Origin of the sequence: Micromonospora sp. ATA51 (genome assembly GCF_016802855.1) — a bacterium.
Classification (GTDB): domain Bacteria; phylum Actinomycetota; class Actinomycetes; order Mycobacteriales; family Micromonosporaceae; genus Micromonospora; species Micromonospora sicca.
Genome location: NZ_JAEVHJ010000565.1, coordinates 1 through 2,346 on the forward strand (window position 1 = coordinate 1; position 2,346 = coordinate 2,346).

Annotated in this window: 4 protein-coding genes; 1 reads left to right on the forward strand and 3 read right to left on the reverse strand. The window is 75.0% G+C overall.

The features are described 5' to 3' along the window. Positions 1 to 118: 118 nt before the first annotated feature. The 3 genes from JNW87_RS37755 to JNW87_RS37765 are packed head-to-tail and all read right to left on the reverse strand — an operon-like array spanning position 119 to position 1,971. A complete protein-coding gene (locus JNW87_RS37755) occupies positions 119 to 835 on the reverse strand; it encodes a thioredoxin domain-containing protein (RefSeq protein WP_109803276.1) in 717 nt (238 codons plus the stop codon). Next, entirely contained in the window at positions 828 to 1,352 is a 525-nt protein-coding gene (locus tag JNW87_RS37760) for a MauE/DoxX family redox-associated membrane protein (protein ID WP_109803277.1), read from the reverse strand. The genes JNW87_RS37755 and JNW87_RS37760 overlap by 8 nt, the downstream gene beginning before the upstream one ends. A gap of 31 nt (positions 1,353 to 1,383) precedes the next feature. After that, positions 1,384 to 1,971, reverse strand: coding sequence for a sigma-70 family RNA polymerase sigma factor (locus tag JNW87_RS37765; protein ID WP_109803278.1), 588 nt, complete (start codon positions 1,969 to 1,971; stop codon positions 1,384 to 1,386). 108 nt (positions 1,972 to 2,079) lie between these two features. Between JNW87_RS37765 and JNW87_RS37770 the strand changes: the two genes are divergently transcribed. Then, positions 2,080 to 2,346, forward strand: a 267-nt coding sequence (locus tag JNW87_RS37770) for a zf-HC2 domain-containing protein (RefSeq protein WP_238455374.1), incomplete at its 3' end; no start/stop codon positions are given.

A 2,346-nucleotide genomic window follows, 5' to 3' on the forward strand; every position in this document is an offset into this window, starting at 1 on the left:
CGGTAGTCCGTGCCGTCGGGGGCGTCCGCGCCGTGCGCGGCGGCCGGCGCGGCCACGGCGAGGACGGCGGCGATCGCGGCGGTGACCACCACCGCCGCCCGCCGCAGCGGTACCAGGATCACTTGCCGGCCGCCGCCACCGCCGCGGTGATCCCCTCCGGGGAGCGGTCCTCGACGTCCTTGCCGTTGACCTTGACGGTCGGGGTGCCGGTGACCCCGGCCTTGCTGGCGTCGTCGGTGACGTGCTCGGTCCACGGTTTGTACGTTCCGTCCTTCACGCAGGAGCCGAAGTCGTCGCGGTTCAGCCCGACGCCCGCCCCGATGTCGATCAGCTCGTCGTTGCTGAGCCCGGCGCTGCCCTCCGCCGGCTGGCGGGCGAAGAGCGCGTCGGAGAACTCCCTGAACTTCCCGCCCTGGGCGGCGCAGCCGGAAGCGGCCGACGAGCGGGTGGAGTACTCCGTGGTGGAGAAGCGGTTGAGGAAGGCCACCGGGTGGAAGACCACCTTGGCCTTGCCGTCGCTGACCAGCTGGTTGACCGTCGGGCCGCTGGTCTGCTGGAACTGCTTGCAGACCGGGCAGAGGTAGTCCTCGTAGAGGTCGATGGTGACCGGCCCCTCGCCGAGGACGATGCCGGTGCCCGGCGGGTTGGCGCCGGGCGGGGCGGTGAAGGTGTCCGACTTCTGGCTCCGGAACACGGTCCAGCCGATCAGGCCGGCGATGACCAGCACCACCACCGCGGCGACCGACGTCCAGAGCGCCCGCCTGCGCCGCTTCTCCCGGGCGATCTGCTCGCGCACCACCCGGGCCGCGTCCCTGCGGTCCTTGCCACTACTCATCCTCGTCCTCCAGGGGAGGTTCGCCCGCCAGCCAGCCGTCCACCGAGACGGGGGTGCGGGGCCAGGTCAGCAGGAATCCGGCCAGCGCCAGGAACCCCAGGTCCCGGAGGATCTCCGGGAGGTAGCTCGGGGCCTGCCCGACGCCGAGCTGCCCGCCGCTGCCGAAGCACCCGCAGTCGATGGCCAGGCCGCGGCTCCAGGCCGAGGCGATGCCGGTGATGAAGACCACCAGCAGCGCCGCGGAGACCGCGGCGGCCAGTCGGGTGGCCAGCCCGATCAGCAGCAGTACGCCGAGCGCCAGCTCCACGAAGGGCAGCGCGGCGCCGACCACGGTCGCGGCGCCGTACGGCATGACCTGGTAGGCGTTGACGGCCCGGCCGGAGGCGGCGAGGTCGCCGACCTTCGCGCCGCCGGCGACCAACCAGACGGCGGCCAGCCCGAGCCGGGCGACGGTGCCGAGCCAGGGCCGGACGGCGGGCCAGCGGGCGGCCCGGGTGTTCGGTGCGGTCACGGTCATTTGTCGTCCCGGATCCGGAAAAAGTTCCGCGTCAACCGGCGAGCGCGTCGCCGACGGCCTCGACCAGGTCGCACCGGGCCCGGGCGACGCGGGAGCGGATGGTGCCCACCGGCACCCCTTCCACGGCGGCGGCCTCGGCGTACGACAGGCCGAGCAGTTGGGTGAGCACGAACGCCCCGCGCCGGTCGGCGGGAAGCCGGCGGACCAGGTCGGTGGCGCCGAGGTGCCCGGCCGGGTCGGGGTACGGCCGGCCGGTGTGGGCGTGCGCGGCGAGCCGTTCGTCGAGCCGCCGCCGGCGCACCACCGTACGCAGGTGGTCGGCGCAGGCCCGGCGGGCGATGCCGAGCAGCCAGGTACGCACGCTGGAGCGGCCCTCGAAACCGGGCAGCGCGCGGAACGCCCGCAGGTACGTCTCCTGGGTGAGGTCGTCGGCGCTGTCCGGGTCGACCAGCGCGGCGGCGAACCGCCACACCTCGGCCTGGGTGGCCCGGACGAAGGCGGCCTGCGCCACCGGGTCGCCGTCCCGGGCGGCCAGCGCCCACCGGGTGGCACCGTCCCGCGCCGCCCCGAGGCCTGCCTCGTGGCGGCCGGCGGTGGTGTCGCGCGGGGCGGGGATCACGACACCCGAGGTTACGCGGCGTACCTGTGGGTAGCAGGACCCTTCGGCCCTTTCTATGGTCCAGCCCACGTCGGGAACTTTTCCGGGCCTACCCCCGACTACCTGCTCATGAAGTGCGACGACGTACGCGTGGCGCTGTCGGCGCGGCTGGACGGCGAGGACTCGCAGGCGCCGGCGGCGGCGCTGGAGGCACACACCCTGGCCTGCTCCGGGTGCCGCTCCTGGCTGGCGCGGGCCGAACGGGTGACCCGTCTCACCCGGCTCCAGGCGGTCGACGTACCCGATCTGACCGCCCCCGTGCTGGCCGCGGTCGCGGCGGACCGGGCCGCGGCGCGCGACGGACGCCGCCGCGGCCGTGCGGGCCCGGCGCCAGGT

Excerpts from the sequence above, each read along its gene's own strand:
- JNW87_RS37755 (WP_109803276.1), bottom strand. The coding sequence starts at position 835 with ATGAGTAGTGGCAAGGACCGCAGGGACGCGGCCCGGGTGGTGCGCGAG.
- JNW87_RS37760 (WP_109803277.1), bottom strand. The coding sequence starts at position 1,352 with ATGACCGTGACCGCACCGAACACCCGGGCCGCCCGCTGGCCCGCCGTC.